Genomic DNA, 22,343 nt, shown 5'->3' on the forward strand with positions numbered 1-22,343 from the left:
CTCCAGCCATTAAAATGAAGCATACGCCTGAGGTTCATACAGTGCCTGACATTAAACTTTTTGCTGGTAACGCAACACCTGCTCTCGCTAAGAAGATAGCCGAACGTCTATTCTGCAAACTTGGAGACGCAGCAGTAGGCGTGTTCAGCGACGGGGAAATCAGTGTCCAGATAAACGAAAATGTACGTGGTGCGGATGTCTTTATCATTCAATCTACTTGTGCACCGACCAACGATAACTTGATGGAACTTATCGTTATGGTTGACGCATTACGCCGTGCATCAGCCGGACGTATCACCGCAGTAATCCCTTACTTCGGTTACGCTCGTCAAGATCGACGCGTACGTAGTGCTCGAGTCCCTATTACAGCTAAAGTTGTCGCAGACTTCCTATCAAGCGTTGGTGTTGACCGCGTCTTGACTTGTGACCTACATGCTGAACAGATCCAAGGCTTCTTCGATGTTCCTGTAGATAACGTATTTGGTAGCCCTGTGTTACTAGAAGATATGCTCTCAAGGGATCTTGATAACCCAGTCGTTGTTTCTCCTGATATCGGTGGTGTTGTTCGTGCCAGAGCAGTTGCTAAACTGCTTGATGATTCTGATCTAGCTATTATTGATAAGCGTCGTCCACAGGCTAACGTTGCTCAGGTAATGCACATTATTGGTGATGTTCAAGGCCGTGACTGCATCATAGTCGATGATATGATCGATACTGGTGGCACTCTGTGTAAAGCAGCCGAAGCCCTGAAAGAACATGGCGCTAACCGCGTATTTGCTTACGCCACTCACCCAGTATTTTCGGGTAATGCGGCTAAAAATATCGCCGAGTCTGTTATCGATGAAATTATCGTTACCGATACAATCCCCCTAGACAAGGATATTGCGGCACTTGATAAAGTCACTCAATTGTCTATGTCTGCACTTCTAGCCGAAGCTATCCGTCGTGTTAGCAACGAAGAGTCTATCTCTGCGATGTTTAAACACTAGTCAGTATCTGCTGGAAATGATTAAAGGCACTCTTACGAGTGCCTTTTTTATGCCTGATACTTTATAAAAACATATTCTTGTAATGGGTCAGCCCCAATGTGTCCCCCCTGCTTTCTCACCTAGAAACTGACCCAAGCAGCATACTGTTCAAATGATGCTAGAGGTAGAGGCCCTAAATAACTGACAAGCCACTGTCAGTGAATAAAAGCAAATGCCCACACCTAGACACCAAAATCTAAATCAAACCTGCTTAGCCTAGCTAAACGGACCTCCTAGCGGTTCTATTTAAACCAGTCCCCGTTTAAGCCAGAGCATCTCTAAACTAGGGCACTTCTAACAGAGACTTTTAATCAAAGTACTCCCCCACAGACTCTGATTTTACATCCAGTTCTAAATACCAAGAAGCAAGCGACTCGGAAAAATCTAAGTATAAAAAAATGAGTAAAAAATAGATTTCTTCATTTCAAATTTTAGTTGTTACATTTTTGCTTTAAAAAGGTAGTACTAGAAGCAGCCTCCCCTTATGTCAGGAGAGTTGCCACACCCAATATCTATTGATAATAACGCACCAAAACCTAAATCTGGCCCTTCTCCGGTAAAGCCCCCTATTTCTTATAAGACTCTTTATAAACCAAACTCTCCAGCCCTGCATCTAGTCGTAACCAGTAAAGCATTTATAAAAATGACAAATTTCAGACACAAAAAAGCCCGTCGTAAAGACAGGCTTTCAGTTTAAACTTTCCGTTATAGAAAGAAGTGGTACGGGAAGAGAGACTCCCCCCTTGATTCAGGAGAATTATCACACCTAACGCCAGCAGAACCTAAATCTGGCAGGTCTCCAATAAAGCGCCCTATTTCTAACAAAGATTTTTCTGAACCAAAGTACTCCCGTACTGACTCCTGCCTTGCACTTATTAGCTAACTGTAACCATTAAAGTGTTCAGGTGAAAACAACAAATTTCAGACACAAAAAAGCCCGTCGTAAGACAGGCTTTTCTGTTTAAATAAATGGTACGGGAAGAGAGACTTGAACTCTCACACCTTACGGCACCAGAACCTAAATCTGGCGTGTCTACCAATTCCACCACTCCCGCACTGCATCAGTTTTACATCCTGATTAAGATGATAGGCTAAGAGATAAATCTGGCGTGTCTAATATCAACACCACCACTCCCGCACTGCATCAGTTTTACATCTTGAATAGATGATTTTAGTTTTACATCTTATTTAGGATGAAAACAGATAAAACATCTGTTTTAAAAATGGTACGGGAAGAGAGACTTGAACTCTCACACCTTGCGGCACCAGAACCTAAATCTGGCGTGTCTACCAATTCCACCACACCCGCACTGACTTCAATTTTACATCTAGAAAAGATGGCAGTTAGGAAGATAAAAACGGCGTGTCTAATATCAACACAACCACTCCTGCACTGCACTGCATCAAGTTTACATCCTGATTAAGATGTTTGGAATTAAAGCCGCCTATATATAAATATAGCACGAGTTAAATTCACTCTCTAGTTTACCATCTTGAGTAGATGTAAAAAGTGGCTGGGGTACCAGGATTCGAACCTGGGGATGCCGAGATCAAAACCCGGTGCCTTACCGCTTGGCGATACCCCAACAAATTTCTTACTAAACTACAGACTCTAGTGACTACTTGCGCAGCTAAAACAGCCTATAACCTTTTTAATAATGGTACGGGAAGAGAGACTTGAACTCTCACACCTTGCGGCACCAGAACCTAAATCTGGCGTGTCTACCAATTCCACCACACCCGCACTGACTTCAATTTCACATCTAGAAAAGATGGCAGTTCGGAAGATAAACGGCATGTCAAATATCAACACCACTACTTCTGTACTGCATCAAGTTTACATCCTGACTAAGATGACTCTATTTTACATCCTGAGAAAGATGCTTGTGAATAATGAGACTTGAACCTAAGCACTAGACCTCATTTAACACTTCACTCTATTTTTACATCTTGAGAAAGATGGTAGCAATAGCGGGACTTGAACCTGCGACCCCAGCATTATGAATGCTGTGCTCTAACCAGCTGAGCTATATTGCCACTTAAACCAATCGATACGTTATCACGTATAAAAATGGCTGGGGTACCAGGATTCGAACCTGGGGATGCCGAGATCAAAACCCGGTGCCTTACCGCTTGGCGATACCCCAATAATCTTTTAGATTATTGAAACGTGAGAAATTGGCTGGGGTACCAGGATTCGAACCTGGGAATGCCGAGATCAAAACCCGGTGCCTTACCGCTTGGCGATACCCCAATCAAAACACGTTTCGAACAACAGGATAACCTATCATTCAATATAAATGGTACGGGAAGAGAGACTTGAACTCTCACACCTTACGGCACCAGAACCTAAATCTGGCGTGTCTACCAATTCCACCACACCCGCACATACCTCTAGTTTTACATCTTGGAGAAAGATGCCCAAGTTTTACATCCTGAGAAAGATGATAGTGAATAATGAGACTTGAACCTAAGTTCGAGAACTCAATTAACACTGCCTCAATTTAGCATCCTGAGAAAGATGGTAGCAATAGCGGGACTTGAACCTGCGACCCCAGCATTATGAATGCTGTGCTCTAACCAGCTGAGCTATATTGCCTCTTCACACTCGTTCCTCTTGGTGAGGAACGGGGCGTATTATGCTTATTCAGCGTATTGAGGTCAACCGCTTTTTTCGCTAATTGAAACTAAATCTTCCGTTCGGCTATTACTTCACCAAACTGAGCAGCAGATGCACAAATATAGCTGCTTAAATGAGATGAAGGTAACGAACAGGCCAGAAAGTGCTCTGCATTAAAAAGCGAAAAAGGCTCAATGAATACCATTGAGCCTTTATTAGATCACCAACTAAGCCATGAAATTAAACTTCATGCCCTAATATGAGTATGAGCAAAGGGGTCTAAACGCTTATACGTTAAAGAGGAAATGCATAACATCTCCATCTTTCACTATGTAAGACTTTCCTTCTACCTTTAGCTTACCAGCCTCTTTGGCACCGGCCTCACCTTTATAAGTGATAAAGTCGTCATAAGCCATGACTTGGGCACGAATGAAGCCACGTTCAAAATCTGTATGGATCACGCCGGCAGCTTGTGGTGCTGTGGCACCGATTGCTACGGTCCAGGCTCGAACCTCTTTAACACCCGCGGTAAAGTATGTTTGCAGTGTCAGTAAATCGTAACCTGCACGAATAACACGATCTAATCCAGGCTCTTCCAGACCAAGATCAGCCATAAACTCATTGCGGTCTTCAGGATCCATCTCTCCAAGCTCTGATTCAATCGAGGCACATACAGCCACAACAACCGCATTCTCTTTCCCTGCAATCTCACGAACTGTATCTAGATGCGGATTGTCTTCGAAACCATCATCGGCTACGTTAGCGATATACATGGTAGGCTTTAGAGTCAAGAAGTTCAGGTAAGCGACAGCGGCTTTCTCTTCGACCGACAAGTCTAAAGAACGTAACATTGTGCCTTCGTTTAAAGGAGCAAGCATCTTCTCAAGCACTGCGACTTCAAATTTAGCCTCTTGATCACCACCTTTAGCACGCTTTGCCTGACGATGAATAGCACGCTCACATGAATCCAGATCTGCCAAAGCAAGTTCTGTATTAATGACTTCAATGTCTTCGGCTGGTGAGATTTTATTAGCGACATGCACTATGTTTTCATCTTCGAAACAACGCACAACATGACCGATGGCATCTGTTTCACGAATATTCGCCAGGAACTTATTACCTAGACCTTCGCCTTTAGAGGCTCCGGCAACCAAGCCTGCAATATCTACAAACTCCATCGTTGTTGGTAATACACGCTCAGGGTTAACTATCTCGGCTAAGGCATCGAGACGAGCGTCAGGTACAGGCACGACACCTGTGTTGGGTTCGATTGTACAAAACGGAAAGTTGGACGCTTCGATGCCAGCTTTAGTTAACGCATTAAATAACGTTGATTTACCTACGTTTGGCAAGCCAACGATGCCACATTTAAAACCCATATCTATACCTTTAATATCAATAGTAAACTAACAGTAGTACTGCTAGTTAAGTTCTTAAAGAAGTCACTAAGCGTCACTTCATCAAATTTTTGCTATAAACCAATGCGGTTTAAGACTTAAACAAATACACTTTCTATGCTTTAAAGCTGTGCAACCTGTTCATGGCTTTAGCCATGTCTTCAGTAAACAGTATCTGGGTGGAGCGTACAGCCTCATCTAGCACAGGTTCAATCTGAGTCTGCTCAACTGCCGGCGCCTTGCCCAGTACGTAATTACTGACCTGATTTCTATCGCCTGGATGACCTATGCCAATTCGCAATCGATGGAAACCTTTATCATTGCCCAGACTGGAAATGATGTCCTTTAAGCCATTATGACCACCATGTCCGCCACCCAGTTTAAACTTGGCAACTCCTGGTGGCATATCTAGTTCATCGTGAGCGACTAAAATCTCACCAGCTTGAATACGAAAAAAATTCGCCATCGCACCGACGGACTTACCACTGAGATTCATAAACGTACTCGGGATCAGTAAACGAACATCTTTACCATGTAGGCTAACTCTTGCGGTTAAGCCATAATACTTGCTGTCGGCGATCAGAGTCGCACCGCATATTCTGGCTAGCTCTTGTACATACCAGGCTCCGGCGTTATGTCGGGTCTGTGCATACTTTTCACCAGGATTAGCGAGTCCTACAATTAGTTTTATGTTACTCATTTAGCCCATTCTTTAATACGAGGCGCACACCGCCGTACAAAGATGCCGGCTAAAGGTCACGCGCAAAATAAAAACGCGACATTTTAACACTCAATCCACGGCGCAACAAATTATAAGCAAAATTGGTTTTATCAAGAAACTCGCAGATGAGTAAATCGGGCCCTTGGCCCGATCTTAAGTCGCACTAATATCTATGTTCGGCTTAGAGTCCCATGGCATATTTGAGCACTTGCTTCTTAATCGGCGAGTCTATATTTGCCAGCTTAAGCGCTGCATTCCGTAGCACTTTTAGTGGTAGCAAATCATTGCTGAATCCGGCATAAAACAGATCCATCGCCGACATCATCAGTTGGTTATCTCGGTAACGGCGAGATTGGTATTCACTCAATACGCTATTACTCCACCAAACTTCTTGCTGACTCAGTTTATTCGAAATCACCGAGATCAAGGCGTCGACATCTTTGAAGCCAATATTGACCCCTTGCCCAGCAAGAGGATTAATGGTGTGAGCTGCGTCACCTAAAATAACCAGATTATCGGAAAAATAGGATTGGGCATGACGTCGGGTTAACTTAAAACTGCCCTTATTGACTACTTCAAACTGTCTGTCTAATCGTTCGGGAAAATGCATTTTAATCTGCTGAGCCAGAGCAGCGTTACTCAGTTGCGATAATTGGGCAATTCGACTGGCATCATCGTACCAGACCAGAGAGGCGTTATTACCCGGCAGGGGGAGCAAAGATCTGGGCCCTTTGGGGGTAAACTGCTGCCAGGTAACATCTTGTTGTTCTAAAGCAGTCTCAATATTGATCAACATGGCTGATTGGGCATAATCCCAACCCGTTGAACCTATCCCGGCCCAAGTCCTCACCTGAGAGTTGGCCCCGTCGGCACCAACTAATAGCTTGGCATCTAATCGCTGACCATTATCTAAGGTCACACAAACCCCATGCTCGGAGCGACTGAAACTGGCTAGACTTCTGGGACAAAGTAACTCGAGATTATCGAGAGACTCAAACTGCTCCCACAAGGCTAACTGTATCAAACGGTTCTCGACAATATGTCCGAGATGAGAAACACCTAGGCTATCGGCATGAAAACGTGTGATACATCCCTCTAACTCCCAAGTTTCCAGACCTAAATATGGCGCCCGTCGCATCTGAGTCAAACTTTCCAGCGCACCTAAGTTATCTAGCAACTTCTCAGTGGTGACACTGATAGCCGAGACTCTCAAATCGATAGCCTGCTCACTGCTATAGGCTTCGGGTCTGAACGCTTCAATCACGGTTACACTCAAGCCTAGTTGAGCTAAACCTATGGCCGTTGCAGCACCTATCATGCCTCCACCTAGGATAACTACATCCTTTGTTGTAATTTCAGTTTGCGATTGACTCACCTAGACTCCTACATATCAAATAACGATGCCCTAATCACTCATTCTAATTTACAGGCACTAGATAGCCCATCAATCATTTCAAAATTCTTAGATGAGTATGTAAATCTTGCTATAGGTGAACCACTCATACTTGCTTACAAAACGAACGATTACCACCTAATCTCCTGACTTACACTCAAGCTTGTAAATGAAGCCAATGAGAAGAGTGAGAATACGATGAAATTTATCACAGCATTTATATTAGTCATGAGCAGCCTGTTACCTACTACAGCAATAGCTGCGCCATCAAGCCCGGCTACAGATAGCAAGGTAATGGAAGTCATCACTGTAACCTACCGTTCACCTATAGATTATGCCCTATATCAATATACGACGGAACTCTTGGCATATTTCAGGCTGCAAATCCAGGCTGACATTTACACTCAGGCTAGATCTGGTTCATTGCAAATGGGCCAATCAATACACAGACAACTTGAGGCAGACAAGTCCGCTTGGATAAACCCTAATACACACACTAGCTGGCAAGATAAAACTTACAGCCCGCAGTTTTTTTGAATAAATACGCCTAAAAGCTAGCCAGTGACTGACTCAAGAGGTAAAATGTCGCGCTGTTTTTCCCTTGGTTCCAAGAGTGACATAAACTGATGAGCAAGAAACTCCATATAAAAACCTGGGGCTGTCAGATGAATGAGTATGACTCATCAAAGATGGCCGATCTGATGGACGAATATAAGGGTTACACCCTGACAGACAACGCTGAAGAAGCCGATGTGCTGTTACTTAATACCTGTTCGATCCGTGAGAAGGCACAGGAAAAAGTGTTCCATCAACTTGGGCGCTGGAAGAAGTTAAAAGATAAAAACCCGAACCTCATCATAGGTGTCGGTGGCTGTGTTGCGTCTCAAGAAGGCAAGATGATCAAAGAACGTGCTAAATGCGTCGATATCATCTTTGGCCCGCAGACCTTGCATCGTCTGCCTGAGATGGTCGATCAGGTCAAACAAGGTGGCAAGGCTGTTATCGATATCAGCTTCCCGGAAATTGAGAAATTCGACCGACTGCCCGAGCCCAGAGCCGATGGCCCAACCGCCTTCGTTTCTATCATGGAAGGGTGCAGTAAGTATTGTTCCTTCTGCGTGGTGCCATACACACGCGGCGAAGAGGTGAGTCGCCCGGTAGATGACGTCATCCTGGAAGTGGCTCAGCTTGCCGAGCAAGGTGTTCGTGAAGTGAATTTACTGGGTCAAAACGTTAATGCGTTTCGCGGCGCAACCCATGACGATGACATCTGTACCTTTGCCGAACTGCTACGTTATATCGCCGATATCGACGGTATCGACAGGGTTAGATTTACCACCAGCCATCCCATAGAATTCTCTCAAGACATTATCGATGTCTATGAAGATACACCTGAACTGGTTAGCTTCCTGCATCTGCCGGTACAATCGGGTTCGGATCATATTCTGACTCAGATGAAGCGTGGCCATATGGCTATCGAATACAAGTCGATCATTCGTCGTCTGCGTAAGGCGCGTCCAGATATTCAGATCAGCTCAGACTTCATCATAGGTTTCCCTGGGGAATCTAAGCAAGATTTCGCCGACACCATGAAGTTAATTGAAGATGTCGCTTTCGATCATAGCTTTAGCTTTATCTATAGCGCACGTCCAGGTACGCCTGCAGCAGATCTGCCAGACGATGTGACTCTGGCTGAGAAAAAAGAGCGCTTGGCCATCTTGCAAGAGCGTATCACTCAGCAAGCGATGCGTTACAGTCGTCAAATGTTGGGCACTGTTCAGCGCATCCTAGTCGAAGGTCCTTCGGTGAAAAACCCTATGGAACTAAGGGGCCGCACCGAAACCAGTCGTGTGGTTAACTTCGAAGCCGATCCTAAACACATAGGCAGCTTCGTCGATGTGGAAATTGTCGATGTTTACACAAACTCACTGCGTGGTACCTTTATCCGCGGCGAAGACGAAATGGACCTACGCCGCTCACTAAGGCCTTCTGATATTGTTTTGAAACATAAGAAAGACGATGAATTAGGCGTGACACAGTACACACCTTAAACAAAACAAGATAAACCATTAAGGCGGCTTCATTGCCGCCTTTTTTATCCGCTTAAATACCATTAGCATTTATCCTTCTGTGCTCGTAAAATGAAACTATAATGACAGCCTAATGATTGCCAATTGGAGCCATTCTTGTCTAATAAGTTAACCACGCTTAATCTCTATCTTGAGCCATCAGATAACCACAGATTGGCATCATTATGTGGGCCTTTCGATGACAATGTTAAGCAACTCGAACGCCGGATCGGTGTTGAGATAACTTATAGAAACAATCACTTCCAAATTGTTGGCCAAGCGAGAAACTGCCTGACGATTAGTAACCTGCTAAATACTCTCTATGTCGAGACTCAACCCATAAGAGGCAAGATACAGGATCTCGATCCCAGTACTGTGCATCTGGCAATACAGGAAGCCGTGTCTCTGGAATCCGAAGTACCTCGGGATGATAAAGCCTTCTATATCAAGACCAAGCGCGGCGTGATCAAGCCTCGAACTCCGAATCAGAGTGATTATGTCGCTAATATAATGCGCCACGATATCACCTTCGGTGTTGGCCCAGCCGGTACAGGTAAGACCTATCTGGCGGTAGCGGCAGCTGTTGATGCCCTGGAACGTCAAGAAGTGCGTCGTATTCTACTTACTCGCCCCGCAGTCGAAGCCGGTGAAAAGTTAGGTTTCTTACCTGGGGATCTGAGCCAGAAGGTCGATCCTTACTTGCGTCCTCTCTATGACGCCCTATTCGAGATGATGGGATTCGAGAAGGTTGAACGTCTGATAGAAAAAAATATTATCGAGGTCGCTCCACTCGCCTATATGCGTGGTCGAACTCTCAATGATGCCTTCATCATCTTAGATGAGAGTCAAAATACCACCTTAGAACAGATGAAGATGTTCTTAACCCGTATCGGATTCAACTCGCGAGCAGTTATCACAGGCGATATAACTCAGATCGATCTACCCAAGAGTCAAAAATCGGGTCTGCGCCACGCCATAGAGGTTCTCAGCAAGGTAGAGGAGATTAGTTTCAACTTCTTCCAGGCTAAGGATGTAGTTCGCCATCCCGTCGTGGCTCGAATAGTCGAAGCTTACGAAGAGCATGAGCAGCAAGTCCAACAAGCCAAAGCAAAACGTGACCACCAATATAAGCTTCAGGAAACCAAGGTAAATGAGTCTTAATCATAAAAATCTCGAGTTAGAACTCGATCTACAAATCGCCATAGATAATAAATCACTGCCATCTCGAGAAGATTTTGAGCTTTGGGTTCACAGTGCTCTCAGAGATACCATGACTCAAGCCGAGTTAACCATTAGAATAGTCGACAAAGCTGAGAGTCAAACGCTCAATAGTAGCTATAGAGGAAAAGATAAGCCGACCAATGTGCTCTCTTTTCCTTTCGAGGCACCACCCGAGATTGATATCCCTCTCTTGGGCGATCTTGTAATCTGTGCTCCTGTGGTGGAGTTCGAGGCTAAACAGCAAAATAAAAGCTTAAAAGCCCACTGGGCCCACATGGTTGTACATGGTTGTCTGCATCTGCTAGGGTATGATCATATCCAAGATGCCGAAGCAGAAGAAATGGAGTCTTTAGAGACTCAACTTATTGAAAAACTAGGATTTAACAATCCTTACAAGGAGCAATAATTGGCCTTTTTATCCATCTTTTTGATAGGATTTCAGGCTAGGAAAACACTATGAGTGACGATATCCCCCCGAGTACCAACGCCCAGAAGAAGGGCTGGTTTGATAAAGTAAGTCAGTTATTTCAGGGCGAACCCAAAAATCGCAATGATCTTGTTGATGTTATTCACGATGCAGAGCAACGTGAAGTCATCTCAGAAGACACACGCGAGATGATCAAGGGTGTATTAGAAGTCTCAGATCTTAGAGTTCGAGACATCATGATCCCCAGAGCTCAAATAGTCGCACTGCAGATCGATGATACGGTAGAAGAGCTACTCTCTACAGTTATTAGTTCAGCACATTCACGTTTTCCCGTCGTAAATGAAGATAAAGATCATATCGAAGGCATCTTGCTGGCAAAAGATCTCCTCAAATACGGATTTAAAAACAACGATGAACCTTTCACGCTCGGCCAAGTCATTCGCCCCGCTGTCGTTGTTCCCGAGAGTAAACGTGTCGATGTACTCCTCAAAGAATTCCGTTCCCAACGTTATCATATGGCCATAGTGGTCGATGAATACGGTGGAGTATCGGGTCTGGTCACCATCGAAGATATCCTCGAAGAGATCGTGGGTGAGATAGAAGATGAATTTGACCACGATTCAGCCAAAGATACCGAGATCCGCAAGGTGGGCAAGCAGGTCTATATGATCAAGGCCTTGACCCCTATTGAAGATTTTAATGATGAATTTAAGACTCAATTTAGTGATGAAGAATTTGATACCGTTGGCGGTCTGGTCTCACATGCATTTGGCCACCTACCGGAACGTAATGAAAAGGTCATCATAGATGGCATAGAGTTTAAGGTCATCAGCGCCGATACACGCCGATTACTTCAGCTAAGAGTCAAACTTCCCGATCCTAATGCCGCAGAGAAGACAGCCTAAACAAGCGCTATCGACTCGAAATACGGTGATTTTATATGATGAGGCTTAAATGCTGAATAAACTTCGGGCATTTGCCCATCATGAAAAAATACGTCTGGTACTGGCATATCTTGCCGGTGCCAGCACGGCACTCGCCTTTGCCCCTTATGGCTTATGGCCTATCTATCTTCTTGCTACCGTCTTCGCACTGCATCAGAGCAGTGGCTTATCCGCCAGAGCCGGATTAACATATTGGCTAACCTTTGGTTTTGGCTGCTTCTCCATCGGCATTAGTTGGATACATGTCAGCATGTCCACCTATGGCGGCATACCGTTAATCGCTTCTATGGGCCTGATGGCGCTACTCGCCTTATATCTTGCTATTTACCCGGCATTAACCGGTTATTTACTGCAAAAATTATCACCCACGACATCCATAATGAGAAACATCATCTTATTTCCTGCGTTATGGACCTTAACCGAATGGCTAAGAGGCTGGGTGTTGACTGGCTTCCCTTGGCTCTGGGCAGGCTATTCTCAGACAGAAGGACCGATTAAAGTACTCGCCAGTGTCATAGGCGCGCTAGGTTTAAGTTTTGTATTGGCATTAGTTGCTGGGGGATTTGCCCTGTGTTTGCAAAAACGTTGGCGCCCAATTGTTATTATTTTACCTCTGCTGGGATTAGCCACCTATCTATCCCCCATGCTGTCTAGCGTCGAACCCGATGGCAAAACAGTCAAGGTGGCCCTAATACAGGGAAACATCCCTCAAACGATGAAATGGGAACCCGAAGCACTTTGGCCTACCATGAGTAAGTACATGGATCTTTCTCGTCCGCTGCTAGATGCAGATATCATTATCTGGCCCGAAGCTGCAATCCCAGCCCCTGAATATATGGTGTCTGAATTTCTCGATAATGCCAATAAGGTCGCGAACCTCAACAACAGTGCCATCATTACTGGCATTATCAGCCATCAAGAAGACAGCTTCTACAATTCGCTTATCGTACTCGGCAACCACAATGATAAACATCAGAGCCAAGCTGACTACACAGGAAATGGCAGCAACGAGTTTAAGAAACACCACCTATTACCGATAGGAGAATTCGTCCCCTTCGAGTCTCTGCTAAGGCCCATAGCACCGCTTTTTAACTTGCCCATGTCTTCGTTTAGTCGAGGTGCCTATAAACAGCCTAACCTGAATGCACTTGGTCACCAGATAGCCCCCGCCATCTGCTACGAGATAGCCTTTCCAGAACAGTTAAGAGCCAATGTCAATGAGGGAACTGAGCTGCTACTGACCGTTTCTAACGATGCCTGGTTTGGCAGTTCCAACGGGCCGCTGCAACATATGGAAATAGCCCAGATGCGTTCAATCGAACTTGGCAGGCCATTAGTTCGAGCCACTAACAATGGTGTCACCGCTGTTGTCGATGAGCGAGGTAATATCACCCACAAGTTACCTCAATTCGAAACAGGAGTTCTGGTGGCCGATATTTCCTTGATGAAGGGGAAAACCTGGTTCTTTAAATGGGGACAATGGCCGATAATCATCTTATCCGCTCTATTGTTGGGGCTGGCAATCATACGCAGGCCTAAGCTTTCTAGAGCTCAATAATTTAGTCTTGTGCCTTGCTCCATGCCTTACCTGTCAAAATACCCTTTCTAGTTGGGTATTTTGATCTAATTTAACTTGAGCCTATTATTGCGACAAACGGCTCAGGTTAAATCTAGACTCCTATTAATCAGCCTACCCTAACCCAGTCCAGTCCAGTCCAATAACCCCCATTGCTCGGCTAGCAGGTTTTGAGTTAGCGGCTAGCTAGAGATTAATATCTGTGATTTCTTCTATCTTGCAGTGGCTATCATTGTTTTATTTTTCTGCTTCCCCCTGAGTCACCCTTATCTATCGACACTCTTGTATCTCCTCCTCCCTAATTTGTTACCTCAGCAATTAGGTATCTAACGAATCAGAAACACCCTTCGACCAATAAGAAACCCTAAACACCACAAGCACCAACATCCACACAACCAACTGATAATGAACAATAAAAATATTAATTTATTGAAGCCTTAATAGAGGTGATGGGATCTATATCTGTTCTATTTGACATAAAATAAAACTGTACCCGTTACATATAATAAGGCAATCCTAATGTTAAAAAAAACTCTACTGGCAACAGTAGTCAGCTCAGCGCTGCTTTTATCTGGCTGTAATAACGATAATTTTCATGCAGACATTCCGACACCACCACAAAGCGACTATAAAAACGTAATAGACCGCCACGGCGACCCTCAATTTCTACGCGACTACGATCAGTACGATAATCTTAAGTACAACGCCTTCATAGATAACGGCGCATGGCATGGTCATTTACTACCGGCTGATCAAAAGGGTTATGGTTCATTTGGCGGCATCATGCAAGTCACCCAAGAATATGCCCACTTCATGTCAGGTCAGGAGTTTGATAAGTTAACTCTTACCGATGAGATTTCAGGGAAAGTCATCGACCTTTCAACCGCCGAAGCCAATATTTATAGCACCCCAGGAGCCTTAGTTCAGGTTTTAAAAACTGACTCGGTTAATGTGCAAATGGTACTGCGTTTCGTCACAGATAGAAGCTCTTTACTCGAGACTAAGATCACCAACCTGACTGAGCAAGATATGGATCTTAAACTCGTCTGGAATGGTGACTTACTGCAAAAGGCAAACTCCTCAGACGAAACAAGCTTGGTTGATACAGCATATCCACAATACCAGCGTGAAATTTCAGCCATTCACAACGGCATCAAGATTAATTTCGGTGATATGAAATACAACTGGGCGATCCGCAACGATGCCGACGCCGAGTTTCTCATTGTTCGCTCTATTGATAATCAGACCCAAGCCGATGGCACCCATTTCACATCCACCGGCAAACAGGCTATAGATGGTGGCGCAACAGCCACTGTGTACACCAGCTACTCCAACCTTCACAACGCTGCAGAAGTAGAGAAAGAGCAGAAAAAAATCACAAACATAATGCAAGATCCACAAAGCTATATGGATGCATCGCAACAACGTTGGAGAAACTATTTAGAAAAAGGCCTGACCAACAAGAAAGCCACAAAAGAACAAACTCTTGTAGGTGTCAAAGCCATGATGACACTCAATGGAAACTGGCGCTCGGCAGCCGGTGACATCAAACAAGCTACGGTAACACCTTCAGTGACCGCACGCTGGTTCTCAGGAGCCAACACTTGGCCCTGGGATACCTGGAAGCAAGCCTATGCTATGGCTCACTTCAACCCTGACGTGGCCATGGACAATATCCGCTCAGTGTTCCAGTTTCAAATACAAGCCAATGATAATGTACGCCCTCAGGATCAAGGTTATCTGATCGATGTATTTACTTATAGTCGTCCCAATATAACTGACGGCGCCCCATATGATCGTAATGGTGCAGGTTCAGAAAACTGGAATGAGCGAAATACTAAGCCTTCTCTTGCAGCATGGTCGGTGATCGAAGTTTATCATGCACTTATCGAAGAATTTAATCGTCCGGATGATGCACAAAAATGGATTGATGAGATGTACCCTAAACTGGTGGCTTATCATGACTGGTGGCTACGCAATCGGGATCACGACCACAATGGCGTGCCTGAATATGGTGCAGCAGTCGATCCTGCCCATAATACAGATGACGGTCATATGTATGTGATAGTAACGACTCAAGAGAACCTAATCGAAAAATTCGGTATCGATGCAGTCAAAGTCAGTGATAACACCTATAAAGTCCAAGGCGTTGCTAATTACAACAGGATTCTTGATGAGGTAGATTATTCGAGTCTGGATGTCGGCGCGCAAGATGCTGCGGGCTGGGAGTCAGGCATGGATAATGCCGCCCGTTTCGGCTTTATCACAGATGAGCAACTGCAGGCCTATGCCGACAACAAGTACCAGGGAAATCTAAAACAAGCGAAGAAAGACTGGCAGGTACGTTTTGCAGAGAACCACGCTGAAGATGGGACATTGCTGGGATTCTCAATGCTACAGGAGTCTGTCGACCAGGCCTCTTACATGTATTCTGACAACAAGTACCTCTCTGAAATGGCGCACTTGATATCGCCTATGGTTACAGGAAAAAACCGCGCAGAAGAGTTCACCAAAGGTGCCGAGAATATCAAGGAGTACATCAACAAGTGTATGTTTGATGAGGCTAGTGGTTTTTACTATGACATTAAGATGAATGTTGCAATAGATGGCTCGACACCGATCCCTCTTGCCAATGGTTGTGCAGGTGAGGTTCTCACCGCCCGTGGTCGCGGCCCCGAAGGTTGGGGGCCCTTGTTTAATGGTGTCGCCACTCAAGAACACGCAGATCAAGTGATCCAGACTATATTAACTCCTGGGGAATTTAACACTTCCAGTGACTTCCCTGGTGAAGGCATCGCATTCCCCACCGCATCTCAGTCTAATCCAGCTTATGATCCTGATATCTACTGGCGTGGACGCGTATGGCTAGATCAATTCTACTTCGGTGTAAAATCAATGGAGCAATATGGTTATGATGATCAAGCTATTAACCTTGCTCAAGATCTATTTAATAATGCAGAAGGCATGACAGGTACAGGTGCTATCCGTGAAAACTATAATCCGGAAACTGGAGCGGTACAGGGCGCCACTAATTTCTCCTGGAGTTCGGCTCACCTATATATGCTGTACAGGGAATTTTTTAAATAAACAACTGAAAAGCCTTTAATTGTTTATTTAACGCTCACAAAAGATACCAGTCGGCTTGCCGACTGGTATCTTGAATAATGCGTCTAAATAACAGATTTCAAAGCCTTCAATAAACACGCTTCACCACAGTAAATGCAGCCTAGCTTCCCGCTCACCAAACAAATGAGTTATTAGAACCTTATCAAGCCTATTTCAGCTCAAAAAACTATAGATTTAACACCATAGATATAAATAAGATACTAGCCATTACTTACATAATCTAAGGACTGCTAATCTTACTAAGGTGCCAACGCCTCGCGGGTAAAGTCACTCTTATCACATTTAGGACAATCAGTAATAACCCCGGGGAATTCGATCCTCATCTGGTGGCCGCAGTGGGTACACACCATATTACCCTGGTTGACGATTTCACCACTTTGATAATGACCCTGATGTTTAAAATCCTGCAAGACTTCATGCCACTCGATCTGACTTCTGTCCGTAATACTGCTTAGCCAATGCCAAAGAGCATTCTCTACTGTGATAAGAGTCGGACTGTGACTCAGATCTAAATCATTTTTATCATGAAGAAAATTGGCTATGTCACGTTTTAAAAATTGTTCGACTAACGCTAGCTCATTATCCTTAGCTCGGTCTTTGATAGACAGGAACTCTTTACTATTAGTGACCACATGTAATAACTCTTTTATAGTTATAGAGTTATCATCAGAATAATCAGATTTAACTTGTGTCAAAAGCGCCTCGTAAAGCGATAGTAGCTCAGTACTTCTCTTACTCATCTTAAATACTCCTCATCCGAACCTTTTTAATGACTCACTTCTAGTTTATTCTATGCAGATCTAACTCGCGTATAAAGTGCGCAAGATCAAATAATGGGCCCCATGGCCGGGAAATATTGATGCAAGAGCAATATCAGCCTTCAGAAATTGAAGCTAAAGTGCAGAAGCACTGGCAAGACGAGAAAACATTTGAAGTCACCGAAGATGAGAACAAAGAGAAGTTTTACTGTCTCGCCATGTTCCCATACCCTTCTGGTCGGCTGCATATGGGTCATGTACGTAACTACACAATAGGTGACGTAATAGCCCGTTACCAGCGATTACAGGGAAAAAATGTATTACAGCCTATCGGCTGGGACTCATTTGGTCTGCCCGCTGAAAATGCTGCCATCAAGAATAATACGGCTCCAGCCCCTTGGACTTACGAAAATATCGATTACATGAAGAACCAGCTAAAGATGCTGGGATTCGGTTACGACTGGAGTCGTGAAATCGCAACTTGTACCCCAGAATACTACCGTTGGGAACAATGGTTCTTCACCAAGCTATTTGAAAAAGGCCTGGTTTATAAGAAGACCTCATCGGTTAACTGGTGCCCTAATGACGAAACTGTGCTGGCTAACGAGCAGGTTATCGATGGTTGTTGCTGGCGCTGTGACACTGTGGTCGAGCAAAAAGAGATCCCTCAATGGTTTATTAAGATCACCGAGTATGCCGATGAGCTACTAACGGATCTCGACCAACTCGATGAGTGGCCTGAACAGGTCAAGACCATGCAGCGTAACTGGATAGGTCGCAGCGAAGGCATAGAGATGACCTTCAAGGTTGTCGATAGCGAAGAGAGCTTCGATATCTATACCACGCGTCCTGATACTGTTATGGGTGTGACCTATGTTGCTATCGCAGCGGGCCATCCTCTCGCAGCACAAGCTGCGGTCAATAATCCCGAGCTTGCCGCATTTATCGAAGAATGTAAGAACGCCGACACCACGGAAGCCGCTATGGCTGCCATGGAAAAGAAAGGCGTAGCTACAGGCCTTTACGCCACTCACCCTCTGACTGGCAAGCAAGTGCCTATCTGGGCAGCTAACTTCGTATTGATGAATTATGGCACTGGCGCCGTGATGTCTGTACCGGCTCACGATCAACGTGATTATGAATTTGCCATTAAATATGGCTTAGCCATAGAAGGCGTCATTAAGCCAAGCGATAGCGAACTGGATATCAGCGAAGTCGCCTATACAGAAAAAGGCATAGTGTTTAATTCTGGAGACGCTTTCCCCGAGCTTGATGGGTTGGATTTCCAGGGTGCGTTCGACGCCATAGATACAAGATTAACAGCTGAAGGCAAAGGTAAGCGTCAGGTTAACTTCCGTCTACGAGACTGGGGTGTTTCCCGTCAACGTTATTGGGGTGCTCCTATCCCTATGATGACACTTGCCGATGGCACTGTGGTAGCAACGCCAGAAGATCAACTACCGGTTATCTTGCCGGAAGATGTGGTAATGGATGGCATACAGAGCCCAATCAAGGCTGACAAAGAGTGGGCTAAGACTACATACAAGGGTGAAGAAGCCTTCAAAGAGACTGATACCTTCGACACCTTTATGGAATCATCTTGGTACTATGCTCGCTACTGTAGCCCCCATGCAGATCAGATGCTAGATCCGGCTAAGGCCAACTACTGGCTACCCGTTGATCAGTATATCGGTGGCATCGAGCATGCATGTATGCACTTGCTCTACTTCCGCTTCTTCCACAAGTTACTAAGAGATATCGGCTTAGTCGATTCTGACGAGCCAGCAAAACGCTTACTCACTCAAGGCATGGTGTTGGCAGATGCCTTCTACTATAACAATGAGAGAGGCGCTCGCGTCTGGGTGGCACCGTCTGATGTGACTGTTCAGGAAACTGACGATAAGGGCCGTATCCTTAAAGCCATAGACAAGGATGGCAACGAACTCGTCTATACTGGCATGAGCAAGATGTCTAAGTCTAAGAACAACGGCATAGACCCTCAAGAGATGGTCGATAAATTTGGTGCCGATACCGTTCGCTTATTCATGATGTTTGCTGCGCCACCTGAGTTAACCTTAGAGTGGCAAGAGTCGAGTGTCGAAGGTGCTCATCGTTTTATCAAGCGTCTTTGGAAACTGGCTCACGACCACATAGCTAAAGGGCCGACTGCCGAACTTGATATCAAGTCTCTCGATGCTAAGCAGAAAGAACTGCGTCGTGAGTTGCACAAGACAATCGTCAAGGTTACCGACGATATCGAACGTCGTCAGATGTTCAACACAGCGATTGCTTCTATCATGGAGCTAATGAACCGATTACTGAAGGCGCCTCAGGAGTCAGAGCAAGATCGTGCTCTGTTAAATGAAGCACTCTCGGCCGTGGTTCGTCTACTTTACCCTATCATTCCTCACACTAGTTTCAGCCTATGGAATGAGTTAGGTAATCCAGAAGCAATCGAAGATGTATTGTGGCCAAAAGCCGATGAGTCTGCACTTGTGGAAGACCGTAAACTGATCATAGTACAGGTCAACGGTAAGCTTAGAGCAAAAATTACTGTCCCAGCCGATGCAACTAAAGAAGCAGTTGAAGAGCAAGGACTTGCGGAAGAAGGTGTGCTTAAACACACCGAAGGTAAGACGATTCGCAAGATCATCTATATACAGGGCAAGTTGCTCAACATAGTGGCTAACTAAGCACCTACTAAAAGGAAACAATGCCAAGCCTATGCTTATTAAACGCATATGTTTCGCAATAGCGGCACTGAGCATTATGCTCAGTGCCGGTTGCGGCTTTAAACTACAGGGCAACTACTCGATACCTGAGCAGTTACAGACCCTGCACCTAACGAGTCAAGATGAGTACAGTGAACTGACTCGCCTGGTTCGCGAACGTCTACGTCTGCACAGTATTGCCTTAGTCGATGCCAGTGATGACACTCCGACATTGCGTATTTTGCACGACTCATTAGAGAGAACTACTCTCTCCCTTTATCCCACAGGAAATGTGGCTGAATATGAGCTGACCTACCATGTGACCTTTGCCCTACGTTTACCTCAAGGTGAGGCTCAGGAGTTCGACATAGATATTCATCGCGATTATCTCGACGATCCTAGAACCGCATTAGCCAAGAGTCGGGAAATGGAAATATTGCTAAAAGAGATGCGTAATCAGGCTGCCGATCAGATGATCCAAACCCTTGCTTCCATCGAGATTAAATGATGCTGATTTCAGCATCATTAGGCCATAGAATCCCAGTGTATCAATTACCTCATCTCGAGGTATTTTGATGCGAGTCTATCCAGATCAACTTCTTAAGAATCTCTCTCCACTGAAACAGTGTTACCTCATATTCGGTGACGATCCTTGGCTATGCGAAACCAGTCGCAGTCAGATATATCAGCAGGCTAAGAGCCAAGGATTCGAGGAGAAAATCCAATTAAGCCAGGAAAGCGGGTTTAACTGGAATGAATTAGTCGATCAATGGCAAGCCATGAGCCTGTTTTCCAGCCGCAGAGTGATCGAATTGACCTTACCCCAAGCCAAACCGGGGGCCGAGGGCGGCACAATATTTCAAAGCTTGATGCAGATGGCTAATCCTGATGTGCTATTGATTATCACAGGACCTAAGCTAGCAGCTGAGCAAACTAAGAGTAAATGGTTTAAAACCTTAGATAGCCAAGGAATATATGTTCCCTGCATGACTCCTGAAGGTTCTCAATTTCAGCGTTGGTTAGATAATCGAATCCAACACTTTGCTCTGAACCTGACTCGTGATGCTAAAGATATGCTCTTCAGCCTCTATGAAGGGAATTTACTCGCAGCGGATCAATCACTGCAGCTACTACAATTATTGAGCCCTAATGAGCAGATTGATAGCCCTGAGCTGAGCCGTTACTTCGAAGACCAATCTCGTTTTAGCGTATTTCAACTCACTGACGCCATGCTCAATAATAGTCAAGACAAGGCTCAACATATGCTCTCGCAATTGAAAGGCGAAGGCGTTGCCATGCCGATTATCTTATGGGGAATTTTCAAGGAACTGGCCATTCTTTTACAGTTAAAGTCGGCTCTCGAGATCCGCGAACCTTTACAACCTCTCTGGGGCAAATTACGCATATGGGACAAACGAAAACCCTTCTATCTAGCCGCCTTAAATAGACTATCCCTGTTGCAGATCGAGACCTTACTCGCCAGTGCCTCTGATATAGAGTTAAAGCTTAAACAACAAGGTATAGAAGATTGGACCGGTGTGAGTCACCTGAGCTTACTGTTCGATCCTAAAGCCCATGCTGCCTTGTCTCATATTCAACTAAACGACAGAGGCTAAACTCACGATGCGGATTGGGATATTGGGCGGCACATTTGACCCTATTCATTTTGGACATATTCGCCCCGCCCTCGAGATCAAGTCGCAGTTGCAACTCGATAGTGTCTGGCTTATGCCCAACCACATCCCTCCCCATAAAAAATCTACAGTTGTGAGTACCGAGCAGCGACTGGCCATGGTCGATTTGATCTGCCATGAGTACAGCGAATTTGAGTTATGCGATATTGAAGCCCGCCGCTCCGGTCCCTCCTACCTTCTCACGACTTTAGAAGAGCTTCATAAGCGATATCCAGAGCACGAGTTTTTTTTCTTAATCGGTACAGACTCTTTAGTCTCATTGCCCACTTGGCATCATTGGCTATCTCTATTTAACCTGTGCCATTTTGTTGTTTCCCCACGAAACGGCTGGCAGCTCACCTCAGAGATGCCCATATTTAAGCAATATGAACAAAGATTAACGAGTATCGGCCAGCACAAGGCCCAGAAATCGGGTCTGATATTCCAAGTCAATATAACCCCACAAGCATACTCTTCGACTCAAATTAGACAGCAACTAGCTCAAGGTATAAGCCAGTCAGAAGCAGTTCCAAGCCAAGTACTTAAATTTATCACTGAAAAAAACCTGTACCAAACACCAACTTAATCCAGAACATCAATGATTACTTAGGTTAATTGTCCCTGCGCATCCTCAATGCTCGTATAACCTGTTATACTCCTGCGCTGTCAAAAATTTTTA

General features: G+C 45.0%; 16 protein-coding genes and 9 tRNA genes. 12 read left to right on the forward strand and 13 right to left on the reverse strand.

The window, feature by feature from the left end:
* Positions 1 to 41: 41 nt before the first annotated feature.
* On the forward strand, positions 42 to 989 hold the full coding sequence (locus SVI_RS15960; protein ID WP_013052652.1) for a ribose-phosphate pyrophosphokinase: 948 nt from the start codon (positions 42 to 44) through the stop codon (positions 987 to 989).
* A gap of 1,009 nt (positions 990 to 1,998) precedes the next feature.
* On the opposite strand, the gene SVI_RS15965 is transcribed toward SVI_RS15960, so the two are convergent.
* From SVI_RS15965 to SVI_RS16020, 12 genes are all read right to left on the reverse strand, one after another.
* A tRNA-Leu gene (locus tag SVI_RS15965) sits at positions 1,999 to 2,083 on the reverse strand.
* 169 nt (positions 2,084 to 2,252) lie between these two features.
* Positions 2,253 to 2,337 (reverse strand) — tRNA-Leu (locus tag SVI_RS15970).
* Positions 2,338 to 2,539: 202 nt separating this feature from the next.
* A tRNA-Gln gene (locus tag SVI_RS15975) sits at positions 2,540 to 2,614 on the reverse strand.
* Between the two features lie 73 nt (positions 2,615 to 2,687).
* A tRNA-Leu gene (locus tag SVI_RS15980) sits at positions 2,688 to 2,772 on the reverse strand.
* Positions 2,773 to 2,988: 216 nt separating this feature from the next.
* Positions 2,989 to 3,065, reverse strand: a tRNA-Met gene (locus SVI_RS15985).
* A 35-nt stretch (positions 3,066 to 3,100) separates the two neighbouring features.
* Positions 3,101 to 3,175, reverse strand: a tRNA-Gln gene (locus SVI_RS15990).
* Positions 3,176 to 3,207: 32 nt separating this feature from the next.
* Positions 3,208 to 3,282: transfer RNA gene (locus SVI_RS15995), tRNA-Gln, on the reverse strand.
* Between the two features lie 47 nt (positions 3,283 to 3,329).
* Positions 3,330 to 3,414, reverse strand: a tRNA-Leu gene (locus SVI_RS16000).
* Between the two features lie 136 nt (positions 3,415 to 3,550).
* Positions 3,551 to 3,627: transfer RNA gene (locus SVI_RS16005), tRNA-Met, on the reverse strand.
* A 308-nt stretch (positions 3,628 to 3,935) separates the two neighbouring features.
* A complete protein-coding gene (ychF, locus tag SVI_RS16010; protein WP_013052655.1) occupies positions 3,936 to 5,027 on the reverse strand; it encodes a redox-regulated ATPase YchF in 1,092 nt (363 codons plus the stop codon).
* A gap of 133 nt (positions 5,028 to 5,160) precedes the next feature.
* Entirely contained in the window at positions 5,161 to 5,745 is a 585-nt protein-coding gene (gene pth / locus SVI_RS16015; protein ID WP_013052656.1) for an aminoacyl-tRNA hydrolase, read from the reverse strand.
* A 202-nt stretch (positions 5,746 to 5,947) separates the two neighbouring features.
* Positions 5,948 to 7,141 carry an FAD-dependent oxidoreductase gene (locus tag SVI_RS16020; protein WP_013052657.1) on the reverse strand — a complete coding sequence of 398 codons (1,194 nt, stop codon included), beginning with the start codon at positions 7,139 to 7,141 and terminating at the stop codon, positions 5,948 to 5,950.
* 216 nt (positions 7,142 to 7,357) lie between these two features.
* Between SVI_RS16020 and SVI_RS16025 the strand changes: the two genes are divergently transcribed.
* The 7 genes from SVI_RS16025 to ygjK all read left to right on the forward strand — a co-directional run bounded on the left by SVI_RS16025 (position 7,358) and on the right by ygjK (position 16,483).
* Positions 7,358 to 7,696, forward strand: a complete 339-nt coding sequence (locus tag SVI_RS16025) for a hypothetical protein (protein WP_013052658.1) — start codon at positions 7,358 to 7,360, stop codon at positions 7,694 to 7,696.
* Between the two features lie 89 nt (positions 7,697 to 7,785).
* Positions 7,786 to 9,210 carry a tRNA (N6-isopentenyl adenosine(37)-C2)-methylthiotransferase MiaB gene (gene miaB / locus SVI_RS16030; RefSeq protein ID WP_013052659.1) on the forward strand — a complete coding sequence of 475 codons (1,425 nt, stop codon included), beginning with the start codon at positions 7,786 to 7,788 and terminating at the stop codon, positions 9,208 to 9,210.
* Between the two features lie 135 nt (positions 9,211 to 9,345).
* Positions 9,346 to 10,389: a PhoH family protein gene (locus tag SVI_RS16035; RefSeq protein ID WP_013052660.1), complete on the forward strand. Its 1,044-nt coding sequence runs from the start codon at positions 9,346 to 9,348 to the stop codon at positions 10,387 to 10,389.
* Positions 10,379 to 10,855 (forward strand): rRNA maturation RNase YbeY, encoded by a 477-nt coding sequence (ybeY, locus tag SVI_RS16040; protein WP_013052661.1) that lies wholly within the window; start codon positions 10,379 to 10,381, stop codon positions 10,853 to 10,855. Before SVI_RS16035 ends, ybeY begins: the two co-directional genes overlap by 11 nt.
* Before the next feature lie 50 nt (positions 10,856 to 10,905).
* The gene (gene corC / locus SVI_RS16045; RefSeq protein WP_013052662.1) at positions 10,906 to 11,781 is read left to right on the forward strand and encodes a CNNM family magnesium/cobalt transport protein CorC; all 876 of its coding nucleotides are present in this window, start codon (positions 10,906 to 10,908) and stop codon (positions 11,779 to 11,781) included.
* A gap of 49 nt (positions 11,782 to 11,830) precedes the next feature.
* Positions 11,831 to 13,378: an apolipoprotein N-acyltransferase gene (gene lnt, locus SVI_RS16050; protein WP_013052663.1), complete on the forward strand. Its 1,548-nt coding sequence runs from the start codon at positions 11,831 to 11,833 to the stop codon at positions 13,376 to 13,378.
* Positions 13,379 to 13,915: 537 nt separating this feature from the next.
* A complete protein-coding gene (gene ygjK, locus SVI_RS16055) occupies positions 13,916 to 16,483 on the forward strand; it encodes an alpha-glucosidase (protein ID WP_013052664.1) in 2,568 nt (855 codons plus the stop codon).
* 278 nt (positions 16,484 to 16,761) lie between these two features.
* On the opposite strand, the gene SVI_RS16060 is transcribed toward ygjK, so the two are convergent.
* Entirely contained in the window at positions 16,762 to 17,262 is a 501-nt protein-coding gene (locus tag SVI_RS16060) for a zinc ribbon-containing protein (RefSeq protein ID WP_013052665.1), read from the reverse strand.
* Positions 17,263 to 17,381: 119 nt separating this feature from the next.
* Here SVI_RS16060 and leuS point away from each other — a divergent pair, with 119 nt between their 5' ends.
* The 4 genes from leuS to nadD all read left to right on the forward strand — a co-directional run bounded on the left by leuS (position 17,382) and on the right by nadD (position 22,250).
* On the forward strand, positions 17,382 to 19,973 hold the full coding sequence (leuS, locus tag SVI_RS16065) for a leucine--tRNA ligase (protein WP_041420027.1): 2,592 nt from the start codon (positions 17,382 to 17,384) through the stop codon (positions 19,971 to 19,973).
* A 31-nt stretch (positions 19,974 to 20,004) separates the two neighbouring features.
* Positions 20,005 to 20,499: an LPS-assembly lipoprotein LptE gene (locus SVI_RS16070; protein ID WP_013052667.1), complete on the forward strand. Its 495-nt coding sequence runs from the start codon at positions 20,005 to 20,007 to the stop codon at positions 20,497 to 20,499.
* A 67-nt stretch (positions 20,500 to 20,566) separates the two neighbouring features.
* Positions 20,567 to 21,607 (forward strand): DNA polymerase III subunit delta, encoded by a 1,041-nt coding sequence (gene holA / locus SVI_RS16075; RefSeq protein WP_041420028.1) that lies wholly within the window; start codon positions 20,567 to 20,569, stop codon positions 21,605 to 21,607.
* Positions 21,608 to 21,614: 7 nt separating this feature from the next.
* Entirely contained in the window at positions 21,615 to 22,250 is a 636-nt protein-coding gene (gene nadD / locus SVI_RS16080) for a nicotinate-nucleotide adenylyltransferase (protein WP_013052669.1), read from the forward strand.
* Positions 22,251 to 22,343: the final 93 nt, after the last annotated feature.

Origin of the sequence: Shewanella violacea DSS12 (genome assembly GCF_000091325.1) — a bacterium.
Taxonomy (GTDB): Bacteria; Pseudomonadota; Gammaproteobacteria; order Enterobacterales; family Shewanellaceae; genus Shewanella; species Shewanella violacea.

Excerpts from the sequence above, each read along its gene's own strand:
- ychF (WP_013052655.1), bottom strand. The coding sequence starts at position 5,027 with ATGGGTTTTAAATGTGGCATCGTTGGCTTGCCAAACGTAGGTAAATCA.
- pth (WP_013052656.1), bottom strand. The coding sequence starts at position 5,745 with ATGAGTAACATAAAACTAATTGTAGGACTCGCTAATCCTGGTGAAAAG.
- SVI_RS16025 (WP_013052658.1), top strand. The coding sequence starts at position 7,358 with ATGAAATTTATCACAGCATTTATATTAGTCATGAGCAGCCTGTTACCT.
- miaB (WP_013052659.1), top strand. The coding sequence starts at position 7,786 with ATGAGCAAGAAACTCCATATAAAAACCTGGGGCTGTCAGATGAATGAG.
- ybeY (WP_013052661.1), top strand. The coding sequence starts at position 10,379 with ATGAGTCTTAATCATAAAAATCTCGAGTTAGAACTCGATCTACAAATC.
- corC (WP_013052662.1), top strand. The coding sequence starts at position 10,906 with ATGAGTGACGATATCCCCCCGAGTACCAACGCCCAGAAGAAGGGCTGG.
- lnt (WP_013052663.1), top strand. The coding sequence starts at position 11,831 with ATGCTGAATAAACTTCGGGCATTTGCCCATCATGAAAAAATACGTCTG.
- ygjK (WP_013052664.1), top strand. The coding sequence starts at position 13,916 with ATGTTAAAAAAAACTCTACTGGCAACAGTAGTCAGCTCAGCGCTGCTT.
- SVI_RS16060 (WP_013052665.1), bottom strand. The coding sequence starts at position 17,262 with ATGAGTAAGAGAAGTACTGAGCTACTATCGCTTTACGAGGCGCTTTTG.
- leuS (WP_041420027.1), top strand. The coding sequence starts at position 17,382 with ATGCAAGAGCAATATCAGCCTTCAGAAATTGAAGCTAAAGTGCAGAAG.
- SVI_RS16070 (WP_013052667.1), top strand. The coding sequence starts at position 20,005 with ATGCTTATTAAACGCATATGTTTCGCAATAGCGGCACTGAGCATTATG.
- holA (WP_041420028.1), top strand. The coding sequence starts at position 20,567 with ATGCGAGTCTATCCAGATCAACTTCTTAAGAATCTCTCTCCACTGAAA.
- nadD (WP_013052669.1), top strand. The coding sequence starts at position 21,615 with ATGCGGATTGGGATATTGGGCGGCACATTTGACCCTATTCATTTTGGA.